This window comes from Nocardiopsis sediminis, assembly GCF_042650565.1.
Taxonomy (GTDB): domain Bacteria; phylum Actinomycetota; class Actinomycetes; order Streptosporangiales; family Streptosporangiaceae; genus Nocardiopsis_B; species Nocardiopsis_B sediminis.
Genome location: NZ_JBHSBH010000013.1, coordinates 228,202 through 253,494, shown reverse-complemented (window position 1 = coordinate 253,494; position 25,293 = coordinate 228,202). Strand labels below are relative to the sequence as shown.

The 25,293-nt window shown below is 73.1% G+C and carries 25 protein-coding genes, 1 tRNA gene and 1 pseudogene; 11 read left to right on the top strand and 16 right to left on the bottom strand.

The window, feature by feature from the left end; translation table 11 throughout:
- The first annotated feature begins 134 nt into the window (after positions 1-134).
- A complete protein-coding gene (locus tag ACFOVU_RS21385; RefSeq protein ID WP_378536354.1) occupies positions 135-458 on the top strand; it encodes a DUF3263 domain-containing protein in 324 nt (107 codons plus the stop codon).
- 101 nt (positions 459-559) lie between these two features.
- Complete coding sequence (otsB, locus tag ACFOVU_RS21380; RefSeq protein WP_378536352.1) at positions 560-1,384, top strand: trehalose-phosphatase; 825 nt, start codon at positions 560-562, stop codon at positions 1,382-1,384.
- Here otsB and ACFOVU_RS21375 read toward each other — a convergent pair.
- From ACFOVU_RS21375 to ACFOVU_RS21355, 5 genes are all read right to left on the bottom strand, one after another.
- Positions 1,381-2,409 carry a serine hydrolase domain-containing protein gene (locus ACFOVU_RS21375; protein WP_378536350.1) on the bottom strand — a complete coding sequence of 343 codons (1,029 nt, stop codon included), beginning with the start codon at positions 2,407-2,409 and terminating at the stop codon, positions 1,381-1,383. The two genes, otsB and ACFOVU_RS21375, sit on opposite strands and share 4 nt — an antisense overlap.
- 153 nt (positions 2,410-2,562) lie before the next feature.
- A complete protein-coding gene (locus tag ACFOVU_RS21370; protein ID WP_378536348.1) occupies positions 2,563-3,030 on the bottom strand; it encodes a hypothetical protein in 468 nt (155 codons plus the stop codon).
- Positions 3,031-3,152: 122 nt separating this feature from the next.
- Positions 3,153-3,503, bottom strand: a complete 351-nt coding sequence (locus tag ACFOVU_RS21365) for a hypothetical protein (protein ID WP_378536346.1) — start codon at positions 3,501-3,503, stop codon at positions 3,153-3,155.
- Positions 3,504-3,748: 245 nt separating this feature from the next.
- A complete protein-coding gene (locus ACFOVU_RS21360) occupies positions 3,749-4,015 on the bottom strand; it encodes a hypothetical protein (RefSeq protein WP_378536344.1) in 267 nt (88 codons plus the stop codon).
- A 487-nt stretch (positions 4,016-4,502) separates the two neighbouring features.
- Positions 4,503-5,186 carry a phytanoyl-CoA dioxygenase family protein gene (locus ACFOVU_RS21355; protein ID WP_378536342.1) on the bottom strand — a complete coding sequence of 228 codons (684 nt, stop codon included), beginning with the start codon at positions 5,184-5,186 and terminating at the stop codon, positions 4,503-4,505.
- Between the two features lie 132 nt (positions 5,187-5,318).
- Here ACFOVU_RS21355 and ACFOVU_RS21350 point away from each other — a divergent pair, with 132 nt between their 5' ends.
- Both ACFOVU_RS21350 and ACFOVU_RS21345 read left to right on the top strand, forming a co-directional pair.
- The gene (locus tag ACFOVU_RS21350; protein WP_378536340.1) at positions 5,319-6,104 is read left to right on the top strand and encodes a GntR family transcriptional regulator; all 786 of its coding nucleotides are present in this window, start codon (positions 5,319-5,321) and stop codon (positions 6,102-6,104) included.
- A 130-nt stretch (positions 6,105-6,234) separates the two neighbouring features.
- Positions 6,235-6,471: a hypothetical protein gene (locus ACFOVU_RS21345; RefSeq protein WP_378536338.1), complete on the top strand. Its 237-nt coding sequence runs from the start codon at positions 6,235-6,237 to the stop codon at positions 6,469-6,471.
- Between the two features lie 79 nt (positions 6,472-6,550).
- Here ACFOVU_RS21345 and ACFOVU_RS21340 read toward each other — a convergent pair whose 3' ends face one another.
- Positions 6,551-7,135, bottom strand: coding sequence for a hypothetical protein (locus ACFOVU_RS21340; protein WP_378536336.1), 585 nt, complete (start codon positions 7,133-7,135; stop codon positions 6,551-6,553).
- 233 nt (positions 7,136-7,368) lie between these two features.
- Positions 7,369-8,034 (bottom strand): TetR/AcrR family transcriptional regulator, encoded by a 666-nt coding sequence (locus tag ACFOVU_RS21335; protein ID WP_378536335.1) that lies wholly within the window; start codon positions 8,032-8,034, stop codon positions 7,369-7,371.
- Positions 8,035-8,051: 17 nt separating this feature from the next.
- On the opposite strand from ACFOVU_RS21335, the gene ACFOVU_RS21330 reads away from it, so the two are divergent.
- The gene (locus ACFOVU_RS21330; RefSeq protein ID WP_378536333.1) at positions 8,052-8,513 is read left to right on the top strand and encodes a hypothetical protein; all 462 of its coding nucleotides are present in this window, start codon (positions 8,052-8,054) and stop codon (positions 8,511-8,513) included.
- Between the two features lie 99 nt (positions 8,514-8,612).
- Here the strand turns inward: ACFOVU_RS21330 and ACFOVU_RS21325 are convergent.
- The 3 genes from ACFOVU_RS21325 to cysS all read right to left on the bottom strand — a co-directional run bounded on the left by ACFOVU_RS21325 (position 8,613) and on the right by cysS (position 11,245).
- Positions 8,613-8,685: transfer RNA gene (locus tag ACFOVU_RS21325), tRNA-Thr, on the bottom strand.
- Between the two features lie 40 nt (positions 8,686-8,725).
- A complete protein-coding gene (gene rlmB / locus ACFOVU_RS21320; RefSeq protein WP_378536331.1) occupies positions 8,726-9,700 on the bottom strand; it encodes a 23S rRNA (guanosine(2251)-2'-O)-methyltransferase RlmB in 975 nt (324 codons plus the stop codon).
- A 141-nt stretch (positions 9,701-9,841) separates the two neighbouring features.
- The gene (cysS, locus tag ACFOVU_RS21315) at positions 9,842-11,245 is read right to left on the bottom strand and encodes a cysteine--tRNA ligase (protein WP_378536330.1); all 1,404 of its coding nucleotides are present in this window, start codon (positions 11,243-11,245) and stop codon (positions 9,842-9,844) included.
- 329 nt (positions 11,246-11,574) lie between these two features.
- Between cysS and ACFOVU_RS21310 the strand changes: the two genes are divergently transcribed.
- Positions 11,575-13,395, top strand: coding sequence for a DUF2637 domain-containing protein (locus ACFOVU_RS21310; RefSeq protein ID WP_378536329.1), 1,821 nt, complete (start codon positions 11,575-11,577; stop codon positions 13,393-13,395).
- Between the two features lie 85 nt (positions 13,396-13,480).
- Here the strand turns inward: ACFOVU_RS21310 and ispF are convergent, their stop codons facing one another.
- From ispF to phoU, 3 genes are all read right to left on the bottom strand, one after another.
- The gene (ispF, locus tag ACFOVU_RS21305) at positions 13,481-13,981 is read right to left on the bottom strand and encodes a 2-C-methyl-D-erythritol 2,4-cyclodiphosphate synthase (RefSeq protein ID WP_378536328.1); all 501 of its coding nucleotides are present in this window, start codon (positions 13,979-13,981) and stop codon (positions 13,481-13,483) included.
- Positions 13,982-14,008: 27 nt separating this feature from the next.
- The gene (locus ACFOVU_RS21300; protein ID WP_378536327.1) at positions 14,009-14,491 is read right to left on the bottom strand and encodes a CarD family transcriptional regulator; all 483 of its coding nucleotides are present in this window, start codon (positions 14,489-14,491) and stop codon (positions 14,009-14,011) included.
- A gap of 330 nt (positions 14,492-14,821) precedes the next feature.
- The gene (gene phoU, locus ACFOVU_RS21295) at positions 14,822-15,484 is read right to left on the bottom strand and encodes a phosphate signaling complex protein PhoU (protein WP_378536325.1); all 663 of its coding nucleotides are present in this window, start codon (positions 15,482-15,484) and stop codon (positions 14,822-14,824) included.
- Between the two features lie 123 nt (positions 15,485-15,607).
- Between phoU and ACFOVU_RS21290 the strand changes: the two genes are divergently transcribed.
- Positions 15,608-16,789: a sensor histidine kinase gene (locus ACFOVU_RS21290; RefSeq protein WP_378536323.1), complete on the top strand. Its 1,182-nt coding sequence runs from the start codon at positions 15,608-15,610 to the stop codon at positions 16,787-16,789.
- Positions 16,786-17,478: a response regulator gene (locus tag ACFOVU_RS21285; RefSeq protein WP_378536321.1), complete on the top strand. Its 693-nt coding sequence runs from the start codon at positions 16,786-16,788 to the stop codon at positions 17,476-17,478. Before ACFOVU_RS21290 ends, ACFOVU_RS21285 begins: the two co-directional genes overlap by 4 nt.
- 60 nt (positions 17,479-17,538) lie before the next feature.
- On the opposite strand, the gene dtd is transcribed toward ACFOVU_RS21285, so the two are convergent.
- The gene (gene dtd, locus ACFOVU_RS21280) at positions 17,539-17,964 is read right to left on the bottom strand and encodes a D-aminoacyl-tRNA deacylase (protein ID WP_378536319.1); all 426 of its coding nucleotides are present in this window, start codon (positions 17,962-17,964) and stop codon (positions 17,539-17,541) included.
- Between the two features lie 21 nt (positions 17,965-17,985).
- On the bottom strand, positions 17,986-19,755 hold the full coding sequence (locus ACFOVU_RS21275) for a DUF2207 domain-containing protein (protein WP_378536317.1): 1,770 nt from the start codon (positions 19,753-19,755) through the stop codon (positions 17,986-17,988).
- Between the two features lie 205 nt (positions 19,756-19,960).
- Here ACFOVU_RS21275 and ACFOVU_RS21270 point away from each other — a divergent pair, with 205 nt between their 5' ends.
- From ACFOVU_RS21270 to ACFOVU_RS21260, 3 genes and pseudogenes are all read left to right on the top strand, one after another.
- A complete protein-coding gene (locus ACFOVU_RS21270) occupies positions 19,961-20,944 on the top strand; it encodes a neutral zinc metallopeptidase (RefSeq protein ID WP_378536315.1) in 984 nt (327 codons plus the stop codon).
- A gap of 57 nt (positions 20,945-21,001) precedes the next feature.
- Positions 21,002-21,994, top strand: coding sequence for a neutral zinc metallopeptidase (locus tag ACFOVU_RS21265; RefSeq protein ID WP_378536313.1), 993 nt, complete (start codon positions 21,002-21,004; stop codon positions 21,992-21,994).
- Between the two features lie 166 nt (positions 21,995-22,160).
- Positions 22,161-24,416 (top strand): annotated as a pseudogene (locus ACFOVU_RS21260) (hypothetical protein); the annotation flags it as partial.
- Between the two features lie 549 nt (positions 24,417-24,965).
- Here ACFOVU_RS21260 and ACFOVU_RS21255 read toward each other — a convergent pair.
- Positions 24,966-25,256 (bottom strand): DUF2516 family protein, encoded by a 291-nt coding sequence (locus ACFOVU_RS21255; RefSeq protein WP_378536488.1) that lies wholly within the window; start codon positions 25,254-25,256, stop codon positions 24,966-24,968.
- Positions 25,257-25,293 lie beyond the last annotated feature (37 nt).

The window sequence follows — 25,293 nt, the reverse complement described above, 5'->3', positions numbered from 1 at the left end:
GGGGGCGCGCGCCGGCGACGGGCCATGAGGACAGGTAACTCTAACCCCGGGGGGCGATCCTCCTGCTACTTCTCCTCAGCGCCCCTACCCAGTCGCTACCATGAGTCGCGCCAATCCGGACGAGGAGGCGCCCAGTGTCAGATCCCGGGCTATTTGATCGAGAACCGTCCGATTTCTCCGCGGATGCGGCGACATCCGCACAGGAAACCGGCCTCGAAGATCGCGAACAGCGCATCCTGGCCTTCGAACGCCAATGGTGGAAGTTCGAGGGCTCCAAGGAGCAGGCCATCCGCGACGAGTTCGGTCTCTCCCCCACCCGCTACTACCAGCTGCTCAACGGTCTCGTCGACCGTCCTGAAGCACTCGCCTTCGACCCCATGACCGTCAAACGGCTCCGCCGCCTGCGCGCCGCGCGGCGACGCCAGCGCACCGCCCGCCGGCTGGGTATCCAGCTGTAGCGCGCCGCAGGATCCGGCAGCAGCCGCCCCGCGACCCGCCCCGAGGGCATAGCACAGACATACGCGCACGAGCGGATATACCGAGCGAGAGACATCCATCCATGCCTCTGCCCCACCCCCGGTCCGGCGCGGCCTCGGCCGCGCTGGACCGGATCGTGGAGCGGCCTTCGGGTGCGCTCCTGGCCTTCGACTTCGACGGCACCCTGGCGCCGATCGTCCCCGACCCCCGCGACGCCCGCGCCCTGCCGGGCGTCACCGATGAGCTCGCCGCGCTATCGTCCCTGGTCGGGACGGTGGCGGTCATCACCGGGCGGCCGGCCGCCGCGGCGGTGGAGTACGGCGGGCTCGACCGGATCGGCGGCGTGGTGGTGCTGGGCCACTACGGCCGAGAGCGCTGGGAGGACGGCGAGATCACGGCGCCCGGCCCGCTGCCCGGCATCGATCTGGTCCGCTCCGAGCTCCCCGGCCTCCTCGACCGCGCCGGCGCGCCCGAGGGCACCTGGATCGAGGACAAGGAGCACGCGGTGGCCGTGCACACCCGCCGCACCCCCGCGCCCGACACCGTGCTCGCCGCCCTGCGCGCCCCGCTGGCGGGCCTCGCCGAGCGGGCGGGGCTCGTGGTCGAGCCCGGGCGGATGGTGATCGAGCTCCGGCCGCCGGGCATGGACAAGGGGGCGGCCCTCACGGCGCTGGCGGACGACCGCGGCGCCGCCGCGGTGCTCTACGCCGGCGACGACCTCGGCGACCTCGCCGCGTTCGACGCCGTCGCCTCGCTCCGCGAGCGCGGGGTTCCGGGGCTGACCGTGTGCAGCGGGTCCGACGAGGTCGCAGAGCTCGCCGAGCGCGCCGACCTCGTGGTCGACGGCCCCGAGGGGGTCGCCGGGCTGCTCGCGTCGCTCCGCGCCGAGCTGCGGTCGCGCGCTTAGCCTTCGCCGCCGAACGACGCGCGGACGGCGGCGCGCAGATCGAACAGCCCGGTTCTGCGCCGGCCGAAATGCACGGCGTTGGTCAGCAGGCCCACATATCGGCCCGTCTCCGGGTGCATATAGAGGCTGACCCCGGTGTAGCCGTTGTGGTACACCAGCCCGTCGTCGGTGACCAGCCAGGCCAGGCCGCGCGCGTAGCGCTCCTCGACCGGCACCTGGGCGGTCCAGCTCTGCCGGATGAAACCCGCCGACAACCCCAGGGCCTCGCCCTCGGCGTGCGCGCGGATCAGCTCGCGCGCGTAGACGCCCAGGTCGATGGCGGTGCTGAACACCCCGGCGTGGCCGGCGACTCCGCCCATGAGCGCCGCCGCCTCGTCGTGCACGACGCCCCAAGCGGGCGCGGCGCCGGGGATGCGGCGCTCGGTCGGCGCGACCATCGGCGACCGGGCCAGGGGGCCGTAGGCGGTGGCGGCCATGCCGCTCTCGGCCCACAGGTCGCCGGCCAGCCGGTCCAGCGGGGCGTCGAACAGCCGCTCGATCACCAGGCCGAGCAGGATGAACCCGCGGTCGATGTAGCGGTAGCCCTCCTCGTCGAGCGGTTCGGAGAGGATGGCCTCGGCGAGGTCCTGCTCGGTGCCGACGTAGCGCTCCAGCCAGGTGACGGGGTTGAGCCGCGAGGTGTGGGTGAGGATCTGCCGTGTGGTGACCGAGCCCCCGGGATACGGTCCGCCGGAAACGTACTCTTCCAGGGGCGCGTCGAGGTCGAGCAGGCCGCCGTCGACCGCGCGGCCCACCAGCGGCCAGGTCGCCATCACCTTGGTGAGACTGGCGACGTCGTAGTGCACATCGGGAGCCGCCGGGCCCGACCGGGGGTCGTCCCCGGTCCGCCCCACCGCGATGAACTCCCACATGCTCCCGGTGCCGACGACGGCGGTCCCCCCGGGGAGCCAGCCGGCGTCGACCATCACCTTCAGGACGCCGCGGATCTCCGATCCGGTCTCCGCGAGCCAATCGCCGTCCAGCACATGCCCCTCCTCTGCGCCTCTGCCGGGACTCCCCATCGGCGGATACCCGCTGCACGGGGGATCTCACGCCCACCCCGTCTGCGGACATGCCTGATAGCGGGCTCGCGCCGGACCGAAATCACGGGTCGGCCGGCCGGGAGTTCGGGAAGTCCGTCAGGTCAGGATCGCGAGCTTGAACTGGGCGTGGGAGACGGTCGCCGGGGAGGTGCCGTTGTGCCGCACCATCACCCCCAGCGGGGTCTCGGGCTCCACGAAGATGCCCCACGCCTTCCCGCGGTACTGGCCGCCCGTGGTCGCCTGGTGGTCCTCGGTGCAGGTGGAGTCGGAGCCGGTGGAGAGGGAGAGCGGGTCGCGCACGAACCGGTCGCGTACCTCGGTGTAGTCGCCCTCGTCCCAGTAGACGAGCGCCTTCAGCTCCCCCCAGCCCGAGACCGCGGGCCAGATCAGCCCGGAGCGGGGGTCGGGGAACTCGGAGTCGGCGCCGTCGGGCTGGCCGGGCTGGTGCATGCGGTGGGGGTCGGCGGACTCCCCGGAGTAGGGGAAGCGCAGCAGGTGGTAGGCGCCGTCGGCGGGGATGGTCTGCGGGGTGTCGACGATGAGGGAGCACACGCGTACGGCCATGGTCCGGCCTTTCCGTGAGCGCGGTCCAGGGGGATGCGGCGGCGCGCCGCGATACCGCGCCGCCTCCAGCGTCAATTCCCGGATCGCGGGCGCCCATGCCGGGGGGAGGCCGGAAGGGGAGGTCAGCAGCCGTGCGGCCACCGGGCGATCCGGCCGAGTTCCTCGAGCCCGGCGATCGTGTCCCAGTCGACGACCTGGTCGACGTCCCACCACCGGGCGCTCTCGTAGCCGTCGCGGTCGATCGAGGGGTCGGGCACCCCGCACGCCGCGTACAGCAGGCCGCGCACCGGACCCCGCAGGGTGCTCATGTAGGCGTGTTCGAGTTCACCGAAGGTGATGCCCTCGCTGATGACGATGAGGTAGCCGCCCGGCCGCTTGGCGAGGATGAAGGGGGTGCTCCGCGGCAGGTTCCCCAAGGTGATCGACAGGGGCGGCGTCCAGTAGGCCGAGCGTTGCAGCCGGATGTGTGACACGGGTCCCCTCCCGGGAGCATGGGGTGGCGGAGCGGTCACCGTGAACGGGGGGCGGTCGCTGTCACGGTGCGCGCGCTGCGGGTATGTGCCGAGCGGGGGCCGGCGCCCCCGCTCTGTGTCTTTTGGGAGCGCTCGCCTCCTCGCTCTGCTCCAACGGCCCCGCAAGTCGGGCCTTCGGCCATAGGCAGCGCCGCCTCCGCTCACTCGTCGGCTCGCCGCTCTGTGTCCGGGCGTGGCGCCCGCGGCTACCAACCGCCGACCGTCTCGCTGAAGCGGTTCGCGCGCTCCAGCTCGACCTGCGCGAAGACCGCCGTCTGTGTGCGGATGCTGCGTAGTGCGGCGTCGACCATCCGATCGGCCTCGGCGGCGCTGACCCCGCCGCTGTCGGCCTCCCGGTCCGTGATGATGCTGATGGCGACGTCCCCGACCGGGGTGTCGAGCCGCTGCCGCCGGATCTGGTACCGGTCGGTCGCCTCGCACTGATCGCCGGGATAGGTGATGGGACGGGGCATGCTCCACCTCCATGGCTGTCCACTGACCGCGACCGGTGGAATGCAAAACCCAGCATGCAATTGCTCAGGACCATGGCACCACCGATCGGCCACCGACACGTCCGACACTACCCCGTCGAGCCCCGCCCGCTCCGGGAAATGTGCGCTTCCGTCTCCGAAGACGATCACATCTTCGCAGGTGATCGACTTCCGAGAGGAAAATCGGAGGTTTCCCGGTTCCCATTGCACACATCCGGGCCCCGGGGCCACACCAGCCCGGTCCCCCCACCACACCACCACCCCGGACGACCGGCACGGCTTCGCCCGGCGGTGCCGGACCTCCATCCGGTTCTTCCCGCTTCGAACCGAGCCCATGCCCCGCCGACCGGCCGCACCCGGCGCCCGGCGGACCGAAACCCACGGCGTCATTGCATCGGCGAGCACGTAAGGGAATCCGCGGGCCGTACCGGACGGCGGGCGGTGCGGCGGCCACCGGCCGGGGCGCGGATCACTGATAGGGGGAGGGGACCGGGACGAGGTGGGCGGGGACGGTGCCGTCGCGCAGAGTGCAGGCGCCCGGCGCGGTGTAGCGGATGGCCAGCGCCACCGCCGGCGCCGGGCCGCGGTTGGGCGGGGTGCGCCGCACCAGGCGGGGGTCGATGAGCAGGCCGTGGCCGGCCGCCACGGGGACGGGCCGCCACCGGCTGGGCGCCGGGGGGTCGAGCACCGCGGCCGGGCGGGCGGGACCGCGGGGCTGCGCGCGGCCCGACGGGGGGCGCGCACCGCGGTGGGAGTCGGGGGCGATGTGCGGGCACCAGGTCCGGGCGGTGGCGTGGGTGAGCGCGAGCCACACCGTGACCGTGCCACGGGGGTCGAGCTCTACCGCACCGGAGCCCAGGGCGCTGTGCTGCGGGCCCCCTGCACCGCCTGGCGGCACGGCGATGAGCCGGGAGGACTCGATGTCGAGGTCGGCGCCCAGGACACTGCGCGCCGCACCGGCCACGACGGGGTCGGCGGCGACCGCCGCGACACCGGGAAGCTCTCGGTGCGGGTCGGCCACGGCCCCGCGGCGGAGCCCGATCGCCGCGAGCAGCCGGCCGAGCTCGCCGGGCCCGGCCCACGGGCCGAACCCGGCTACGCCGGCGCGGGCATAGCGGTCAAGGTCGGCGCCGTGCCGGACGATCCTCACCATGATCACCCATGTACTCACTCACTGTTAGGTAGTGATCTATTCAGGGTGAACCAGCCCGGAACATCCGTCAATAGGTCATGACCTACCCTGTGGGCCACACCAGGCGAACCCCCACCCGCTAGGAGGATCCGCATGGCACGCTGGCACGAGATCGCCCACGAGCTACGGGCCGCCATCGCCGGCGGGGACGTCGCGCCCGGCGACGTCCTCCCCCGCGAGACCGACCTCCAGGAGCGCTACCGCACCTCGCGCACCACCGTCCGCCAGGCCGTCGCCGCTTTGGAGAAGGAAGGCCTGGTCGAGAAGGTGCGCCGGCGCGGGACCGTCGTCCGGCGCCCGCCCACCCGCCGGCGCATCCCCCGTTCCCGCAGGGTCCACCGCGACGGGATCGGCTACTACTTCGACACCGCGGCACAGGGCTGGCGCCCGCTCGAGCCCCCGGCCATCGGCCGCGTCCCGGCCCCCGCCGACATCGCCCGCCTCCTGGGCCTGCCCGCCGCCACCGAGGTCGTGACCCGCTCACGGGTGATGGGCGACCCCGGCAGCGGCGACGTCACCCAGCTCGCGACGTCCTACCTGGCACCGGCGGCGGTCGACGAGCTGCCGGTCCTCGCCGAGCCCGACACCGGGCCGGGCGGGATCTACGACCGGATGGAGGAGGCGGGCCACGGCCCGCTCAGATGGGAGGAGGCGGTCTCCGCCCGCATGCCCTCGCCCGACGAGGCCCGGCGGCTCTCCCTGCCCCCGGGGGTGCCCGTCCTGCGCATCACCCGCATCACCCGCGGCGCCGACGGCCGCGCCCTGGAGGTGAACGACACCCGGGTGTCGGCGGAGCGGTTCGAGGTCGTCAACGAGATCGACCGCGACCCCACGGCCGCCCCGCGGAACCCGCCCGTCCCTTCCGGCCCTCCCGCATGACCGCCCGCGGAATGCGCGGCGCGGGTGATCGGACATCCGAAAACGGGTACCGTGTGAATTCGTGTGACCACGAGTAGTGACAGATGGAACGCGCGGAGCCGGCGGTCCGGCGGACCCGGGAGGTGGCGGCATGCCCGACGAAGAGGAGCTGAACGCGTTCCTGCCCCGGCTGACCCGCGAGAACCGCGACTGGTTCACCGCCCAGACCGAGCCCGAGCAGGACCGGCTCTTCCGGCACTGGCGCTCGCTCGCATTCCCCGAATACGGCCAGGTCACCTCCCCCGGCGCCCCGTGGACCCCCCGCGACGCCGTACCGCTCGACCCCGACATCATCGCCAACAAGGTCATCACCGAGGCCCGCGCCTGACCACCCCGCCCCCCGGGCGGGAGGAGGGCGGCGGCCCGCTGCGCCGGCGGGGCGGGCCCATCCGGTCGCCCAGGGACCGCTAGAAGATCAGCCCCTCCTGCACCATCGCGACGACGATCGGGGAGACCGCCGATGCGATACCGACGATCACGGTGACGAAGATGGTGATCTTCTCGGCCTTGGTCAGCCTGTTCGGGCTGGGCCTGCCCGGGGTGACGGGTCGCGTGCCGCGCCGATCGACGTCCTCTCCGCGGGACCCGCCCCCCAGAAACGAATTGCTCTCCGCGACCGCCGAGGAGACGCCCATCCCGAAGAACCCGAAAAAGACGATCGCGAAGGCCGCCACGAGCACGATCAGCACCACGTCCAGAACCGGCCAGAGCTCATGGCGCACCAGGATCAGCAGCGGGATCCCGGCACCGATCGCGGAGAGCACGCTGACGCCGAAGCTCTCCATCGACCGCCTCGTGCGAAGCCTGCCGATGTCCAGCAGCGCCCCGCACATGCCGATACCGCCCAGGAGGATGGCGGCGCAGTAGAGCACTGTCTCCCAGACGGCGGACGTACGCAGGATCCCGGGGAGCGCGAGGGCGACCAGGGACGCGAGGACGAGTCCCACGCCCAGCCCGACGCCTTCGACCGTGTTCTTCCGGTCACCGTCCACGAGAGGCCTCCCGGCAGCCCTCACCGACGCGCGCCCGAGCGGCCGCCGGGGCCGTCGTGTCCCGAGCCGCGTTCACCTATCGGCCGACGGCCTGTTCGCGGCGATCGCCGTGTCCGGCGGGGCCGTCGGGGCTATCAAGATAGCCCTTGTCGGGGGGAGCGGCCATCGGGGCGAGCTCGCCGCCGCCGGGCGCGGCCCCGCGACCTCGCTGTGCGACCTGCCTGCGCGGCGGGTCAGACGGACGGCGCGGCGCCGTAGAGCCGCAGGAAGGTGCGCACCCCGCTCCGGACGAGCGCCTCGGCCTCGTCGCCGGGCATGGGGACCGCGCCGTAGAACGTGCGCTGGTTGAGGTCGGTGATGGTGAGCAGGTTGAAGTGGTTGGCGGCCTGCGCCGGGTCGTCGAACTCCAGCAGCCCGCGGTCGGCGATCCGGGCGAGATAGGGCGCCAGCCGCAGGTGCGCCGTGTGCGGCCCGGCGTCGCGCCACGCGCGCAGCACGTCCGGGGGGATCCGGGTGACCTCGGCTTCCAGGGCGCGGACCAGCGCGTAGTGGTCGGGGAACCGGGTGACCGCGGCGACGCGGTCCATGGCGAAGGCCACGAGGTCCTCCTCCAGGTCCACGATCTTGAGCAGATGGCGTTCCATGAGGTCGTTGATCGCCGCGGTGACCCCCTCGGCGCCGTCGAGCACCACGGAGAGGAACAGCCGCTCCTTGTCGCCGAAGTGGTTGTAGATGGTGCGCTTGGACACCCCGGCCGCGGCGGCGATGGCGTCGACACTGGCCCGGGTGTAGCCGTCGCGGCCGAAGACCTCGCGGGCCGCGGCGACGATGGACCGGCGCTTCTCCGATGATCCGCGGTACGCCCGCTCCGCGGTGGTGGTCGCCTCCTGGGCCTGCATCGGACCTCTTTCTCTTCGTGCCGCGCCGCCGATGGGCCGGGAACCGCCCTTTCACACTGGCGACGTCGTACTTCGCGCTGCTCTATGCGGTCCCCGCCCTCGTGGAGCGCCACGCGGGGTGGGCGGCGGGCGCCATCGGCACCGGCCAGCTCGTCGCGCTGCTGGCGGGGTCGGCACTGGCGCCGGCCTTCGCGGCGGTCGCGGCCCGGCTGGACGCCCGGGCCCTCCCCGCCGCGCTGATCGCGGCGGGCGGGTCGGCCGTGGCGGTGGCGGCGCTGGCGCAGTCGGCTCCCCTGCTCCTGGGGGTGCTCACCCTGGCGGTGTTCGCGTCATCATCGGCACAGGCCACCCTGGTCCGCTTCGCCACAGCACCGGCACCCGGGCCGCAACGCCCCATGGCGATGGGCCTGTTCAACCTGTGCTTCCAACCGGGCGGCGCCTTCGGCCCGTCCCTGGTGGTCCTGCTCGAAATCGGCTGAGCCGCCGTCCCCGGCCGGCATAGGCGATAGGTCCGGACGGCCCCGGGTCAACGAACACATTCCGTCGTTGGGGCGTTGGCCCAGGTACATCGGGTTCGGAGCCGACGAGGGGACTTGAACCCCTAACCTATCGCTTACAAGGCGATTGCTCTGCCAATTGAGCTACGTCGGCCGGTGTCGTTGACACCCAGTCGCATGTTACCGGTTGCGGGCTAGTGCGTGGACGAGCGGCGGCGGGTGACCTCGTAGAGGGAGACGCCGGCCGCCACCGAGGCGTTGAGGGATTCCGCGCCGGTGATGGGGATGCTCGCGACCGCGTCGCAGGCCTCCCGGACCAGGCGGGAGAGGCCCTTGCCCTCGGAGCCGACCACGACCACCAACGGGCCCGTCGCGAGGTCGAGGCGGTCCAGGGGGGTGTCGCCGCCGGCGTCGAGGCCGACGACGAACAGGCCCTCGCTCTTGTAGGACTCCAGGGTGCGCGTGAGGTTCGTGGCCTGGGCGACCGGCAGCCGGGCCAGGGTGCCGGCCGACGTCTTCCACGCCGCCATGCTCACGCCCGCCGAACGGCGCTCGGGGATCAGCAGCCCGTGGGCGCCGAAGGCGGCGGCCGAGCGGGTGATCGCGCCGAGGTTGTGCGGGTCGGTCACGCCGTCGAGGGCGACGATGAGCGCCGGGGTGTCGGCCCGCTGGGCGGCGTCGAGCAGGTCGGCCGGGTCCCAGTAGCGGTAGGGCCGCACCTGGAGGCCGACCCCCTGGTGGGCGGCGCCGGGCTGGCCGTTGCTCTCGCAGCGGCGGTCCAGCTCCGCGCGGGTGACCTCCAGGATCTCGATCCCCGCGGCGCCAGCGAGGCGGGCCGCCTCGGTGACGCGCGCGTCCGGGTCGAGGCTGTTGCAGAGGAAGAACTTCGCGGCCGGAACGCCCGCGCGCAGCGCCTCGACCACCGGGTTGCGGCCGATCAGCAGCTCGGGCCCGGTCCCGCCGCGCGGAGCCGCGCCACCGGGCCGCCCGCCGTCCTGCGCACCGGGGCCGCCCGGCGCCTGCGGCCGGGCGGCCGCGCGGGAGCGCTTGCGGTCGCCGTACCAGTGGCGCTCCTCAGCGGGCAGGGTGCCCTTCTTGCCTTCGAGCGACCGGCGCCCCTTGCCTCCGCTGCCCTTGGTCGGGCCCTTCTTGCTCTTCTTCGCCGGCATGAGCGCCGTCCTCCCCCTTGATCGTTTCGCACGCGTGCATGCCGGAACCGGTGGCGGCCCCGTTGTGTGGTGGTCGTTCGTGCGGGCAGGTCCGGGCTCCCGGCGGGCTGCGGCCCGCCGGGGGTGGCGCCCCCGGGCCCGCTAGCCGCGCCGCAGCTCCCAGCGCGGCCCGCGCGGGGTGTCCTCGACGGCGACCCCCGCCTCGAGGAGGCGGTCGCGGATGCCGTCGGCCGCGGCGTAGTCCTTGCGGGCCCTGGCCGACTGGCGCTGCTCCAGGGCCACCGCGACCAGCGCGTCGACGACGTCGCGCAGCCCCGCGCCGTCGCCGCCCGCCCACTGCGGCGACAACGGGTCGAGCCCCAGGACCGACAGCATCGCACGGGCCTGGGCGGCGTGGTCGGCCACCCGCTCCTTGGCGCCCTCGGTGAGGGCGGTGTTGCCGTCGCGGACGTGGCCGTGCACGACGGCGAGCGCCTGGGAGACCCCCAGGTCGTCGTCGAGCGCGGAGGCGAAGGAGTCGGGCACCCGGTAGGCGGGCTCGACCGCGCCGATGACCTCGGTCGCGCGGGTGAGGAAGCCCTCGATGCGCTGGTAGGCCGACGCCGCCTCGCGCAGTGCGTCGTCGGAGTAGTCGATGACCGAGCGGTAGTGGGCCTGGCCGAGGTAGTAGCGCAGCTCGACCGGGCGGACCTTGCGCAGGATCTCGGGGATCAGCAGCGAGTTGCCGAGCGACTTGCTCATCTTCTCGCCGCCCATGGTGAGCAGGCCGTTGTGCAGCCAGTAGCGGGCGAAGCCGTCGCCGGCCGCGGAGGACTGCGCGAGCTCGTTCTCGTGGTGCGGGAAGACGAGGTCGAGCCCTCCCCCGTGGATGTCGAAGGTGGCGCCCAGGTACTTGGTGGACATGGCCGAGCACTCCAGGTGCCAGCCCGGCCGCCCGCGGCCCCACGGGGTGTCCCAGCTGGGCTCGCCCGGGCGGGCGCCCTTCCACAGCGCGAAGTCGCGGGGGTCGCGCTTGGCGCGGTCGGAGTCGGAGTCGGCGGACGCGCGCATCTGGTCGACCCGCTGGTTGGACAGCGAACCGTAGGTGGGGAACGACCGCACGTCGAAGTAGACGTCGCCGGAGCCGTCGGCCGCGGGGTAGGCGTGCCCGCGGTCGATCAGCCGGCGCATCAGCTCGATCATCTCGGGGACGTGCCCCGTGGCCCGCGGCTCCACCGAGGGCGGCAGGCAGCCGAGGGAGTCGTAAGCGGCGGTGAAGGCGCGCTGGTTGCGCTCGGCGACCGCCCACCACTGCACGCCCTCGGCCTGGGCGACACGGATGATCTTGTCGTCGATGTCGGTGACGTTGCGGCACAGCGTGACATCGAGGCCCTTGTAGGTGAGCCAGCGCCGGAGGATGTCGAAGTTCACACCCGAGCGGATGTGCCCGATGTGCGGAGGCGCCTGCACCGTGGCACCACACAGGTACAGCGAGGCACACCCCTGGTGCAGGGGTGTGAAGTCGCGGACCTGGCGGGCACTGGTGTCGTAGAAGCGCAGACTCACACCCTCAAGGGTAGCCCTTTCCCGCGCCTACCACGGTCGTGCGGCGAGACGCCGGTCGCCCCCGGATTAGGGGGTCTGCGTGCCCGCATCGGCGCCATCAGGGCGGAAAGACGCGGCGAAATGGACATCCGCAATTAGCGGCGCGGGCATGTGAAGAATCCGGCAGGTCGAGCCACCCTCGGCCGCACTTCCGTGACCCTGAGCGAAGCCCCCACCCGCGAACTGGAGGAATTTCCTTTTCCGATCTGTTCGCGGGGGCCGCGAGTTCCGGTCAGTTTCATGGGGATCCTCGTGTTCGCGCCGTTTGCTGGGCTACCCTTCTGCGCACGATGGCCGTTGAATCCTCTTCGAAAACCCCTGGTGCCCGCCGCGTCCCGGACCCGCCCGAGCCCGGTGGCCGCCCCGGCTTCGCCGCCATCGCCCTGACGGGGCTCGGTGTCGTGGTGATCGCGGCCTGCGCCGTCCTGCTGTCCTACAACGGCATCTACCAGATCGCCCGCCAGGGCGGCGTCGATGCCCGGTCCGCCCACCTCTACCCCGGCGGCTTCACGCTCCTGCTGCTCATGGCGTTCTGGACCGGCTACGTCCTGCGCGCAGCACCGCGGTCGCGCCGGCTGTGGGTCGACGCGCTGATCCTGGCGATGATCCTGCTGGCCGCGGGGGCGAGCGCGCTGGAGACCACCGGCCAGCGCCTGCTGCCGCAGGTCGCCGTGGTGCTGACCGCCGTGGCGCCGTGGGTGGCGCTGCTGGCGGCGTTCCGGATCTTCCTGTGGGTGTGGATGCACGCGCGGGGCGAGTTCCCCGATGAGCGCGCGGAACGGAACCGGCGGGCCCGGCCGCGCGCGCCCCGGCCGGAGCCCGGCCCCGACGACCCGACCGACGTGCTCGACCCGGTACCCGCGGCGGCCGATGACCCCGGTGAAGGTGAAGGGGCAGGGGACGGCCGAGAGGACCGCCGCGGCGGCGACGACGTGACCGACACCGCGCGCCTCGCGCCCGTGCCGCCGCCCGCTGACGACCGCGAACGGCCCGCGCGCAGGCGCGGCCGCGGACCGGCGCCGCTGTGGCCGCGCCCTCAGGATGCGCGCCGGGGCGGGGCGGAGCCCCCCGTGCGGGTGCTGGAAGAGGATGAGCTGCGGCACCACCGGTCGCGCCGCCCGGAACCGCCGGAGCCCGACGAGGCCACCGCATCCCCGGCGCCTCGGGTGCCCGCCGAACCCCCGATGCCCGCCGAGCGCGAGCCGGCCGACCTGACCGACCCCGACCCCGGAACCCCGCCCAGCGGAAGCCGCCTCCCCGATACGCCCGAGCCCTTGCCGTCGGCCGCCGCGGATCGCCCGGCCGCCACGGCCGCGGATGCTCGCGCCACGGGCACGGAGGACCACACCGCGGCCGCGGATGCCGACGCCACGACCGCCGATGCCCACGCCTCGGCCGCGGACACCCGCGGCACGACTTCGGACGCCCCTGCCACGGCCGCGAACACCCCTGCCATCGCTGTTGAGGACCGGCCCACGAAGGCGGCCGCCGCCGCTGAGAGCGGCCCCGATGCGGCCGATGAGCCGGATGACACGGAGCTGCCCCGCCGTAGCCCGGCCGGTGGGGTGAACGCCATCAAGCGGGCCGCGGAGGTGCGACCCGTCAGCCGCCCCTTCGCCCGCCCTGCCGGGCCGGACGCGACCGGGGAGCCCGCCACGGCTGACGCGGCCGACGAGGGGTTCGTGCACGACCTCGCCGCGGGCGACCCGACGAACGATGAAGCGGAGCCGGACCCCGTTCCGGCACGGGGGCTGCCCCTTCCGCGGATCGCCGCGTCGCCGGCGGCTGTGGGGGCCGGTACCCGCGGCCCAGCGCCTTCGACGCGGACGGAGCCTCTCGCTCCCGTGACCCCGTCCGGGCCCGCAGCACCCCCCGGGCCGGCGGAACAGCCGGCCGAAAGCGTCCGGCCGACCGGGAAGGCCGAGAAGGCGGCCGAGTCCGGCGAAACCGACTCCGTTCCCGCGCCCTCAGGCCCCGCCTTCCCCGCCGCCGCACCGATCGAGAAGCGGCCCATGGTGCTGAAGCCGCGGCGGATGCCCATGGCGGGCTTCCCGCCGCCCGACCCGCCGTCGCGCCGGGTCCGCAGCGAGCCCCGGCCGCCGCAGGACTGAGGCCCGCACATACCGCGCCCGCCCCTGTCCCCCGTCCGGCGTGGGCGTTCCCCGGGGGCCCGCCCCGCCTGCGCCGACCCCGTTCTCAGGCCTTCTCAGCCCTATCGTCGTCTACCGGCACGCACAAAGCCGTGGCCACCGCGGCTATGCCCTCGCCGCGGCCGGTCAGGCCGAGTCCGTCGGTGGTGGTGGCCGAGACGCTCACCGGCGCCCCCACGGCCGCGGAGAGGACGCGTTCGGCCTCGGCCCGCCGCGGGGCGAATTTCGGGCGGTTGCTGATGACCTGGACCGCGACGTTGCCGATCTCGAACCCGGCCGCGCGCACGCGCGCGGCGGTCTCGGTCAGCAGCTCGACGCCGGAAGCCCCCTTCCAGCGGGGTTCCGAGGTGCCGAAATGGGCACCGAGATCGCCGAGCCCGCAGGCCGAGAACAGAGCGTCACACGCGGCGTGCGCCGCGACGTCGCCGTCGGAATGGCCGCTGACGCCGTCCTCCCCGGGCCATTGAAGGCCCGCGAGGAAAAGAATGCGCCCCGACATGAATGGGTGGACGTCGGTTCCGACGCCCACCCGAGGTATTTTCACCATGAATGCAGTGGTTCTTTACGGCCTTTGTCAGTTGGTGAGGACTTCATCGAGAAGCGCCTCGGCCTTGTCCTCGTTGGTCTTTTCGGCAAGGGCGAGTTCGCTCACCAGGATCTGCCGCGCCTTGGCGAGCATGCGCTTCTCACCGGCGGAGAGCCCACGCTCCTTGTCGCGCCGCCAGAGGTCGCGGACGACCTCGGCCACCTTGTTGACGTCGCCCGACGCGAGCTTCTCCAGGTTCGCCTTGTAGCGCCGCGACCAGTTCGTGGGCTCCTCGGTGTGCGGCGCGCGCAGCACCTCGAAGACCTTGTCCAGGCCCTCCTGGCCCACTACGTCGCGCACGCCGACGTCCTGGGCGTTCTCGGCAGGCACGCGTACCGTAAGATCACCCTTGTCGACCCGGAGGACGAGGTAGGTCCTATCCTCACCCTTAATGGTGCGAGTCTCGATCGCCTCAATGCGAGCAGCCCCATGATGGGGGTAGACAACGGTGTCGCCGACCTTGAAAGTCATGTGACAAGTACCCCTTCCGCTACCACAAGGGTACCACGAATCTGTGACTTAACGTACCTATTCGGTTTACGTCCACGCAGGTCACAGGCGCATTTTAGGTCTTGACAAAGCTTACACGAGGTGCTTCCGCACCTCCCGGAAAGCCTCCGGGGACAGGGTTGCGACCGGTCGCCGCGCTCGCGACCGGGCACGCAGAGTGACCGCCCGGCGGGCGGTCCCCCGCACGCGAAAGGGGCGGAACCGCGGTTCCGCCCCTTGTTCCACGCCTCTCCGGCGCCCCGTCGCGGCGCCTGCGCACGTGATGTTCGCCACGGAGCGCCGATCTCCGGGCTACGCCTCGGGCTCGTAGTCCTTCGGCTTCTCGCCGGTGACCATGTACACGAGGTTGTCCGCAACGTGCACCGCGTGGTCGCCGAAACGCTCGTAGAAGCGGCCGGCCAGCGTGACGTCCATGGTCGCCTCGACGCCGTGCGACCACCCGGGGTCGAGGATCCGCTTGAGCAGCTTGCTGCGCAGCTTGTCCATGCGGTCGTCGTCGGCGTCGAGCTCCAGTGCGGTGTCGGCGTCGCGGTTGCCGACGACGTCGCCCGCCTTGACGACGAGCAGCTCGGCCTGGTGGCCCATCTCCAGCACGGTGGAGCGGAGCTCGGCGGGGATGGCGGAGTCGGGGTGGCGGCGCCGGGCGATCTTGGCGATGTGCACGGCGTGGTCGCCCATGCGTTCGAGGTCGCCGGCCATGTGCAGTGAGGTGATGATCGTGCGCAGGTCCGTCGCGACGGGCTGCTGGCGCGCCATCAGGTCGAAGGCGGTGGTCTCGATCTCCTCGTCGAGCCGGTTGAGCTCTTCGTCGCCCGAGATGACCTCCTGGGCGGCGTTGAGGTCCGCATCGAGCAGGGCCGTGGTCGCGCGGGCGATCGCGTGCCGTGCCAGCCGGGTCATCTCGACCAGGCGGTCACTCAGCGAATCCAGACCTTCATGATAAGTGTCGCGCATGGCTTACATCGTCCCAGGTCGTAGCTTAATCACTTCGGAAGCATCGGTGAATATCTGCGGAACCTCGGTTGTAACACATGGTCAGACGGGTAAAGCCGGGCTCCGCCCGCTTACGATCGAAACGTGCAAGGAGAACTGCTGGCCGCGATCGCGGGACTCGTCGGGCTCGTGACAGGTGTCGCGGCCGGTCTCGCCTTCCGGATCAGCGAGACGGGCCGCAACCGCGCGCCCGAGGAGCCGCAGCGCCCCTCGGCGCTGCCGCCGGGGATCGCCGAGGTCCTCGCGGCCCTGCCGTCGTCGGCGGTGGTGCTCGACCCCGCCGACCGCGTCCTGCGGGCCAGCTCCGCGGCGCGCGCCTACGGGATCGTCCGCGGCGATGAGCTGGTGATAAGCGACCTGCTCGCCCTCGCCCGCCAGGTGCGCCGCGACGGCGTGATCCGTGAGACCGAGATCGAGGTGGCCGTCCGCAAGTTCGGCCCCGATGCCACGTCCTTCGCCGTCCGGGTCGCCCCGCTCGGCGGGACCGGGCTGGTCCTGGTCCTCGCCGAGGACCAGACCGAGCGGCGCCGGGTCGAGGCGGTCCGCCGCGACTTCGTCGCCAACATCAGCCACGAGCTCAAGACGCCCGTGGGAGCGCTTTCCCTGCTCGCCGAGACCGTCGCCGACGCCAGTGACGACCCCGAAGCGGTGCGCCGCTTCACCGGGCGCATGCAGCAGGAGGCGGCGCGGCTGACGAGCGTCATCCAGGACCTGATCACGCTCTCCCGCATCCAGGGCGCCGAGCCTATGGCCGAGCCCGACAAGGTCGTCATCGGCGAGGTCGTCGAGGAGGCGCTCGACGCCGTGCGCATGGCGGCCGACGCCAAGCAGATCTCCCTGGTGGCCAGCGGCACCGAGGGCGTCGTCATCATGGGCGACGAAAGCCTGCTTGTGACGGCCATGCGCAACCTCGTGGCCAACGCCGTGGCCTACAGCCCCGAGCGCACCCGCGTCTCGGTGTCGGTCGAGGTGACCGACAAGGCGGTGGAGATCAGCATCGCCGACCAGGGGATCGGTATCCCGCCGCAGGACCTGGAACGCGTGTTCGAGCGGTTCTACCGCGTGGACGCCGCCCGGAGCCGGGCGACCGGGGGCACCGGCCTCGGCCTGGCCATCGTCAAGCACATCATGACCCACCACCGTGGCGAAGTCACCGTGTGGAGCAAGGAGGGGTCGGGGTCGACGTTCACACTGCGTCTGCCCCGCCCGGAGACCCGGGAGCGACAGCGCTCCGGGGAGAACACCGATCGGGAGGCGGCACAGTGACACGCGTACTCGTCGTCGAGGACGAGGAATCCTACAGCGATGCCCTGTCGTACATGCTCCGCAAAGAGGGGTTCGAGGTCGCTGTTGCACCGACCGGGACAGTGGCGCTGGAGACCTTCGACCGCACCGGGGCCGACCTGGTGCTGCTGGACCTGATGCTGCCCGGGCTGCCGGGCACGGAGGTCTGCCGGACCCTGCGGCAGAAGTCCAATGTCCCCGTCATCATGCTGACCGCCAAGGACAGCGAGATCGACAAGGTCGTCGGCCTGGAACTGGGCGCCGACGACTACGTCACCAAGCCGTTCTCCTCGCGGGAGCTGGTCGCGCGCATCCGCGCCGTCCTGCGCCGCCGCGGCGAGGACGAGCCGCTGCTGCCCAGCGCCCTTGAGGCCGGGCCGGTCCGCATGGACGTGGAGCGGCACGTCGTCACGGTCCGCGGCGAGGGCATCCAGCTCCCCTTGAAGGAGTTCGAGCTGCTGGAGGTGCTGCTGCGCAACGCCGGGCGGGTGCTGACCCGGATGCAGCTCATCGACCGCGTCTGGGGCGCCGACTACGTGGGCGACACCAAGACCCTGGACGTGCACGTGAAGCGGTTGCGGGCGAAGATCGAGAGCGACCCCGGCGACCCCCGGTTCATCGTCACCGTTCGCGGGCTCGGCTACAAGTTCGAGCCGGGCCACGCCGAGTAGCCCCGGAAGCGGGCGGGCGGCGGCGTGGCGGCGGGCTCCGGCGGGCCGCTGCGCCCGTTGTCATACCTCCAGCAGGACGGTGAACGGCCCCTCGTTGGTGAGCGCGACCGACATGTCCGCGCCGAACACCCCGGTCTCGACGTGCGCGCCCAGCCCCCGCAGGGTGTCCACCACCGCGTCGACCACCGGTTCGGCGACGGGCCCGGGCGCGGCGGCCTGCCAGGTGGGCCGGCGGCCCTTGCGGGCGTCGCCGTAGAGCGTGAACTGGCTGACCACCAGCAGGGGCGCGCCGATGTCGGAGCAGGACAGCTCGCCGTCCAGGATGCGCAGCCGCCACATCTTCTCGGCGAGGCGGCGCGCCTCGGACGCGGTGTCGGTGTGGGTGACGCCGACCAGCGCCAGCAGGCCGGGGCCCTTGATCTCGCCGACGGTCTCGCCGCCCACGGTCACACTGGCGTGGGCGACTCGTTGCACGACCGCGCGCATCGCGTCCTTTCCACCGCGGCCTCAGGCGAGGGTGCGGAACTGCCGGGTATTGGAGATGACGCCGGTGAGCGTCAGGGTGAACGACTTGATGGAGTCGGTGAAGTCCTCGAGCCGCCACTCCTCGGGCCCGACGTACCAGGGGAGCTCTTCGTCCTCCAGCTCGTCGCGGCCCGCGGAGGACAGGATGCCCGCCCAGCGGTCGACGTTGTCGAAGATGATCGCGTAGGGCAGGTAGCGGGAGAACAGGTGGACCCGGTTGCCCTGCGGGACGTGCTCGGCCTCGGGGCTGAGCAGGTAGGCGCGGAACCCCAGGGTGTGGGCGAAGACCACGCTGCCCTGCCGGGTCTTGGCGGGCATGTACTGCGCCCCGACCGTGACGGCCGCGCCGGCGATGACGACCGCGAGCCCCGTGAAGGCCGCCTGGGTGAAGACGGCGAGCACCACAGTGAGCGCGACCCCGGCGACGGTGAGGGCGATCCCGGCGCCGACCCACCGGTTGCGCTCCAGGTTGGGGCGGTTGGCGAACCAGCGGAGCCGGACCATGTCGCGGTAGAGCTCGTCGCGGACCTCGGTGAGCCGCGCGGGGAAGTCGCTGCGCCCCAGCTCCGACACCTTGACCTGGTGCCAGTTGTGGAAGAGCGCGTCGAGCAGCAGGCGCTCGTAGGGCAGCAGCTCGTCGTCGACGGGGCCCGGGCACTTGTCCAGCCGCCAGTCGACGGCGGAGAAGCGGGCGTGCGGCAGCTCGCGGATGGTGAGGTGGCCGCGCACCGCGAGGTCGACCACAGTGGCGGTGATGTCCACGACGTCGGCCTGCTCGTCGATCAGCGTGCCGATCTGGCCCGGGTGGACGCCGTCGGGGGGACGGAAGCGGAGCGCTCCGGGGGCGCCGTCGGGCAGCAGCGGGGCGCTGTCGCCGGCGGCCGCCTGGGTCTTCAGCGCGCGCTCGTCGCGCCCGCGCAGCCGGATCAGCGCCACCAGGCCGCCCACGAGGACGAGCAGCACCAGCCCGAACACCCCGGAGGTGACCGGGGTGATCGCGAACGCCGATGTCAGCGACCAGGTGCGGTCCAGGATGGGCTCGCCGGGGGCGGTTCCGGGCGGGTAGCCGACGACGATGTCCAGGCGGTCGCCGGTGTCCATGTCGTTCTGGAGGAAGCGCGCGAGCAGCCCCTGGTGGCCGCCCATGTCGGAGGAGGTGCAGTAGATGGAGCTGCGCGGCTCCCCCGCTGTACAGGAGAGCGCGACGGGCGGCACCCCGGCGTCGACGGCGACGGTGGTCTCGGCGACGGGGGCGCTGTAGCCGCCGACCGCGGCCCATTCGAGTTCGACCCCGTCGCCGATGGGGTCGAGGACGCCGCGCACCTGGTATTCGAGGACGACGGCCTCGGCCCCGCCCGTGTCGATCGTGAGGTCCAGGGTGGTGTCGTGGTCCCGGGTGGCGACGTCGACCTCGCCGCCGTCGGCGTCGCGGGCGGTGATGCCGGTGATCTCGAAGACGCGGTCGTGGGCGGTGTCGTAGGGCTCGCGCACGGTGAAGGTGCGGGTGAACTCGTCGGGGGCGCCGTCGCCGAAGCTCAGGGTCTCCTGGCCGTGCAGGACGCCGTCGGCGCCGAGTTCGAGCAGGATGGCGTTGCTGATAGTGGAGTCGCCGGCGAGCGGGACCGAGGAGTGGGTCTCCGGGCTGGCCGCGGAGCCGGCGGGGGCGGCCGCGGCGGCCGGGGCGGCGGTGCACAGGACGACGGCCGCAGCGGCCGCGGCGCACACGGGCCGCACGATTCCCACCCTCCTCATGGCGCCAGAGCCTATCCGCTCCGCCGGGCCGGCGTGGTCCGGGGGCGCGCGGGCTCGGGGGCGCGCCCCATCCGGCTCGCCCGGCACACTGTGCCGCAACGTCACCTGTCACCTGATACCGCCATAATCGTGGTGGCCGGGCACACGACGGCCGCCCGGCCGGGGGGCCGGGGACACGGGGGGAGCCAGGAGGTGATTCGGCTCGATGGCCGGGCACAGCACTGACACGGGGACCGCCACGGTTCCGGGCCGTATCCGCGTGCGGGAGGGCTACGAGCGCCCGGCGCCCGTCGGCCGGCCGCCGCAGCGGCCGGGCCTGGGGGTATCGCTGGTGCTGGCCACCGGCCTGGGCGCGATCGGGCTGGCGGCGTTCCTCGCGGTCTCCGCCGTGTTCGCGCCGGCGGGCCCGCCCGCTGAGGCGGCGCCCGAGCCCGCCGCGGAGGCGCCCGTCCCCGACGGTGACGCCCCGGCGGCCGGGTCCGACCCGGCCGTGCTCACCGAGAGCGCCCTCTACAACAGCGGGGAGATGGCCGAGGTCACCTGCGTGGCGCCGGACCTGAACGCCGACGACAAAGAGTCGATGGAGAACTTCCTGCACGAGATGTCCGACTGCCTCGACACCGCGTGGAGCGAGCAGTTCGGCGGCACCGGGCTGGAGTTCGAGCCGCCCAACCGGGTCTACTGGTACGCATCGGGCCGCAGCCCGTGCGGCACCTACCCCACCGAGGGCACGGCGGCGTTCTACTGCCAGGCGAACAAGGGCCTGTACCTGGGGGTCGAGGACATCGTGCGCAACTCCGGCGACAGCGAGTACCCCGAGGCCTACACCTTCCTGCTCAGCCACGAGTACGCCCACCACGTGCAGGGCGAGGCCGGGATCCTCGGCTACTTCCACACCGCCCGCGGCGCGGCCTCGGGGAACGAGCGCGACCTGCTGACGCGCCGCAGCGAACTCCAGGCCAACTGCCTGGGCGGCGCCTTCCTCGGCGCGGCCGAGGAGTCCTTCCCCATCGGCCGGGAGGAACATGCGCATATCCTCGAAGATGCCGAACTGCGCGGCGACTACTCCGCCGAGGACCGCACACACGGTTCGCCCGGCAACGGGCGGATGTGGACGGCCCACGGCATGGACCGTGCGGACCCTGCCGCCTGCAACACGTGGGCGGCGCCGGAGGACGTGGTCGAATGATCGCGATCCGCCGAGGGACCGCCTGACGGAGACCGGGGGGCGATCGTGGATTCGGGCATGAGCGGGCTTTCCGGCGGCCCGGGAGGCCCCGGCGAGCAGCCGGCCCGGCGGCGGCGTCCCGCCGAGGGCCGGGTGGCGCTCTATGCGGCGCTGGCCTCGCTCGTCTTGGCGCTGGCGTCGCTGACCTGGGTGACCATGGGGGCCGACACCCCGGGCGGCCCGCAGTCCGCGGCCGATCCGTCGCAGGCGCCGTCGCCGGGGCCCGGGGCGGGCGGCTCCGGAGGGCTCTCGGGGGTCCCGGCCGACGAGGCCGGCGCCCGGCGGCCCACGGGTGAGGCCGCCCTCGTGGACAACCCGCTGTACGACACCGGCCGGCTGTCGCCGCTGCCGTGCCCGGCGCCCGATATGAACGTCGACGACCCCGGCTCCGTCGACCGGTTCCTCAACGCGGTCGCCGACTGCCTGGACCAGGCTTGGGCCACCCAGTTCGCGAAGGCGGGGATCCCCTTCCAGCCGCCCGAGCGGATCTTCTGGACCGAGCCGGGGACCAGCCCCTGCCGCGACTACCCTTCGGCGGCCGGCGCGTTCTACTGCCGGGCCAACGCCGGGATCTACATCGGGACCTCCGATGTCGTGGAGAAGTGGAACGGCGTGCAGACCAGCGCGGTCTACGCGTCGCTGCTCGCCCACGAGTACGGCCACCACGTGCAGGGCGAGTCCGGGCTGCTGGAGTACTACCACGAGCAGCGCCGGCTGGAGACCGAGGTCACCGACCAGAACGCGTGGACCCGCCGCAGCGAGCTCCAGGCCAACTGCCTGGCGGGGGTCTTCCTGGGCTCGGTGCGGGTGAGCTACCCGCTCGACAAGGCCGCCATCGACCGCGTCATCGACGACGCGTCGTCGACCGCCGACCGCGAGGACGGGCCCGAGGACGAGCGGACCCACGGTTCGGCGGAGAACAGCATCCTGTGGATGGAGCACGGGCTGGAGCGCCAGTCGGCGGGGGCGTGCAACACCTGGCAGGTCGCCGACGAGTCGCTGGTGCAGTGACCGCGCCGACCTGGCGTACCCGCTGTGATGCGGGGCCGGACCCTGCGGCCGCCGGCCGCACAGCGGCCCGGACTCGCGACATCCCCGGCTGTGAAAGGCGTTGCGACCGGATCCGGCCGGGGGCCCGCGGGGAGCAATAGGGGATCACCCGTGTGAAAATCGTCGCATGCCGGATGAGCGCATAGTAGAGCTGCGGATTCACGGAGTGAGCGGCGGCCAGGCCGAAGAGCTCCTCGACGTCGAGCCGGCCATGCAGGTCTCGGGCGACGGGCTGGCCGCGTTCTTCCGATGGCGGCACAAGCGCGACACCGAGACCGTCCCCGGCGTCCGCCGCGAGATCTTCGCGTGGGGCAACCTCACCTCCGGCCGCTCCTCCCGGGCGCTGTGGCTGCTGCTCCTGCCGTTCATGCTCGTGAACATCGCCTACTGGATGCGCCCGGGGCGGCTCGACGGCCCCCGGTCGCGCACCCACATCGGCGCGGGCGCGGTGTACGGGCTGTCGGTGCGGCTGCTGGCGCTGACCCTGACCGGCCTGCTGGTGCTGGCCGCCGCCGGGGTGGGCATGGACCTCATCGGCTGGCAGTGCTCGGGGTGGGGGGACCGCTGCGCGGCGCACCGCCCGCTGCTGGGCTTCCTCTCCGCCACGGGCGCGCCGTTCTCCCGGCCGGGCCCGGCCCTCGCGATCGGCGCGCTGCTGCCCCTGGCGGTGACGGCGGTGCTGTGGCGGCTCTCCCGGCGCACGAGCGGGGTCTACGAGGTCGCCGACACCCCCCACGCGCCGCTCCCCCACGACACCGCCCCGCTCAGCGACCCCGGGTTCTGGCGCAACAGCGAGACCATGGGCCGGCTGCGGTCGGCGCACATCGCCGTGGCCCTGAGTGTGGTCGCGGCGCTGCTGGTGATGCCGGCCCTGATCCACGACGCCGCCGAGGGCACGGCCGGGGCGCGCACGGCGGGCACCGTCCTCGCGGGGCTGCTCGCCCTGGCCCTGGCGCTGAGCACGGCGAGCGTGCTGGTCCCGGGCACCGATCCGCGCTGGAACCGGCGGGCCGACTTCACCTGCGCCGCGCTGCGCAACGCGTCACTGGCGCTGCTCGTCCTGGCGCTGGCCTACGTGTTCCTCCCGCGGCCGGACTGGGCGGCCGGGGGGCGCCTGCCGGGCTATGCGAGCTTCCTCAACTCGCTGTTCGCGGTGCAGTGCGTGCTCGCCGTGGTCCTCGCGGTCGCCGCCCTGGTCCTGTTCCGGGGCAACCCGGCGCACGACGACGCCGCGCTGGACGGCATGGCCGGGCCCGTCACCGCGGTGTTCGGTGCGCTGCTGGGCGGCGTGTTCTCCGCGGCGATCGTCTACCAGACCGCCGGCCTGCTGGGCGGCTGCTTCTACCCCGGCGCCGAGGCGGCCGGCTGCGTCCCGCTGCGCCCGCCCAGCGCCTACGCCTGGCTCCAGGTCGCCTTCACCATGGAGGCGGTGATCGCCCTGGTGATCGCCGCCGTGCTGCTCATCCTGCTGAGGAGGCGCGCCGAGGACGAGCTCGACACCGTGGCCGCCACCTACGCGCGCCCGCGCGACGCGGAGCGCACCCGCGAGATCGCGCGCGGCCGGGCGATCGGCGGCCTCACCGAGACCCTCCCGGCCTGCCTGGCGGCGCTGCTGATCCCGGTGGTCGCGCTGGTGGCCCTCGTGCTGTACGCGGTGTGGACGGGGCGGCTGACCGCCGGGCCGGCGGGGTATCAGTACCTCCCGCCCGTCGCCGCCGGGATGGGCGGCGGCGGCCCCGCGCAGGAGGCGGTCACGGCGATGGTGACCGTGGGGTCCTTCCTGGGCGCGGTGTTCCTGGTCGGGCTGGTCCTGCTGGGCCGCAGCGCCTACCGAAACCGGCCCACCCGCCAGGGGGTCGGGGTGCTCTGGGACATCGGGACCTTCTGGCCGCGCGTGGCCCACCCGCTGGCGCCGCCGTCCTATGCCGAACGCGCGGTGCCGCAGCTGGTGGCGCGAGTGGCCGTCATGAACGACGACGGCACCGGCGTGGTGCTGTCGGGGCACTCCCAGGGCTCGGTGCTGGCCGCGGCGACGGTGTGGCAGCTGCCCGCGCGCTGCCGCGACGGCGTCGCGCTGATCACGCACGGCTCGCCGCTGTACCGGCTCTACGCCCGCTATTTCCCCGCCTACTTCGGCCCCGGCGCGCTCGCCGACGTCCGCGACCGCGTGTCGGGCTGGCGCAACCTGTGGCGGGCCACCGACGCCATCGGGGGCCCCATCCGCGCCGACTGCGGGAAGGTCGGCTACGCCGAGCCGCTGCCCGACCCCCGCAGCTACGACGTGCGCAAGGGCGAGGCGCAGGCCCCCGAGATCCTGGGCCACTCCTTCTACACCCACGACCCGGCTTACCGCGCGGCGGTCGAGTCCGCCGTCGCGCGGCTGCGCACGGCGATGGGGCCGGGGATCGACCTGCACCCGGGCCTGGAGGTGCAGGTGACCGTCGTCAAGGACACCGCCATCGGCGCCGTGGAGGAGGCCGTGACGGGCCTGCTGCGGGCGTTCGGGTGGCGGACCGCGACCCGGCTGGCCGCCGAGCGCGACCCGTGGTTCCGGCGGTCGCGGGTGACCACGGACCGGCCCGCGAGCCGGGCGGAGGTCGAGGCACGGCTGGAGGAGCTGGACCACGCCCTGAAGGCGCGGCCGAGCGGGCGCCCGCTCGGCGGGCGCGACGCCGAACGCGCCGAGGCGGCGTCGGTGCTGCTGGGCGCGCTGGAGGCCGCGGCCGAGGCGCTGGTGCGGGTGGGGCCGCTGCTGGTGGTGCGGACCGGCGGGCGGCTCGATGTGCACACGATGGAGCGCGCGGAGGAGGAGCACTTCGACCGCCACCCGCTGCTCCTGCGCGACCCGGGGGCGACGCTGGAACAGCTGGGCGAGGTCAGGGGCGTGCCCCTGCTGAAGCCGCGCGGGGCCGCGGCGGGCGCGGGAGCGGGGCTACCAGCGGCCGTATGGTCCCTCGGAACGGCCGACGTTGCGGACCGCGGGGCGGACGTCGAGGATGAAGATGAGGGCGGCGATCAGCGCGAGGAAGGTGAGCATGCCGGTCCCGGAGGCGACCGCGAGCAGTGAGAGGCCCGTGGCGACCCCGAGCAGGCCCACCCAGAGCTTCTTGGTCTGCTTGTCCATGGCCGGGAACGCCGGTGCGGGCGTGCGCAGGGCCTCGATGAACGCGTAGAGGGACGTGACGAAGATCGCAATGTAGATGATCTGGTACACGAGCCACATACCGGCCACGAGGAACTCCGAACCTTGGTGTGACGGA